At 64.6% G+C, this 1,143-nt stretch carries 1 protein-coding gene; it reads left to right on the top strand.

All coding sequences use genetic code 11. The annotated features are described in order from the left end of the window. Position 1: 1 nt before the first annotated feature. A partial coding sequence (gene tuf, locus BSG08_RS19190) for an elongation factor Tu (protein WP_093039444.1) occupies positions 2-1,143 on the top strand: 1,142 nt, incomplete at its 3' end.

The raw sequence follows: 1,143 nt of genomic DNA, 5'->3' as shown, positions 1-1,143 counted from the left end.
CATGGCAAAGGCAAAATTTGACCGCACGAAACCGCATGTTAACATCGGCACGATTGGTCACGTTGACCACGGCAAGACGACGCTGACGGCGGCGATCACCAAGTATTTCGGCGAGTTCCGTGCCTATGACCAGATCGACGGCGCGCCGGAGGAGAAGGCGCGGGGGATCACGATCTCGACGGCGCATGTGGAGTATGAGACCGATGCACGGCACTATGCGCATGTGGACTGTCCGGGCCACGCCGACTATGTGAAGAACATGATCACGGGCGCGGCGCAGATGGACGGCGCGATCCTGGTTGTGAACGCCGCCGACGGCCCGATGCCGCAGACGCGCGAGCATATCCTTCTGGGCCGTCAGGTGGGGATTCCCTACATGGTGGTCTACCTGAACAAGGTCGACCAGGTGGATGACGAGGAACTGCTGGAACTAGTCGAGATGGAAGTGCGGGAGCTTCTGAGCTCGTACGAGTATCCCGGCGACGACATCCCGATCATCAAGGGCTCGGCGCTGGCGGCGATGGAGGGACGCGATGCGGAGATCGGCGAGAATTCGATCCGCGCGCTGATGGCGGCGGTGGACGAGTACATCCCGACCCCGGCGCGGGCGGTGGACCTGCCGTTCCTGATGCCGATCGAGGATGTGTTCTCGATCTCGGGCCGGGGCACGGTGGTGACGGGCCGGGTCGAGCGCGGCGTGGTGAACGTGGGCGACGAGCTTGAGATCGTGGGCATCCGCGACACCAAGAAGACGACCTGCACGGGCGTCGAGATGTTCCGCAAGCTGCTGGACCGGGGCGAGGCGGGCGACAATATCGGCGCGCTGCTGCGCGGCATCGACCGCGAGGGGGTGGAGCGCGGCCAGGTGCTGTGCAAGCCGGGCTCGGTGAAGCCGCACACCAAGTTCGAGGCCGAGGCCTATATCCTGACCAAGGAAGAGGGTGGCCGTCACACGCCGTTCTTCGCCAACTACCGTCCGCAGTTCTACTTCCGCACCACGGATGTGACCGGCACGGTGAACCTGCCCGCGGGCACCGAGATGGTGATGCCTGGCGACAACCTCAAGTTCGAGGTCGAGCTGATCGCGCCGATCGCCATGGAAGACGGCTTGCGCTTCGCCATCCGCGAGGGCGGCCGCACCGT

The sequence above is a fragment of the Roseovarius azorensis genome, from assembly GCF_900109455.1.
In the GTDB taxonomy this organism is placed as follows: domain Bacteria; phylum Pseudomonadota; class Alphaproteobacteria; order Rhodobacterales; family Rhodobacteraceae; genus Roseovarius; species Roseovarius azorensis.
This window is presented reverse-complemented; position numbering and strand designations above follow the sequence as displayed.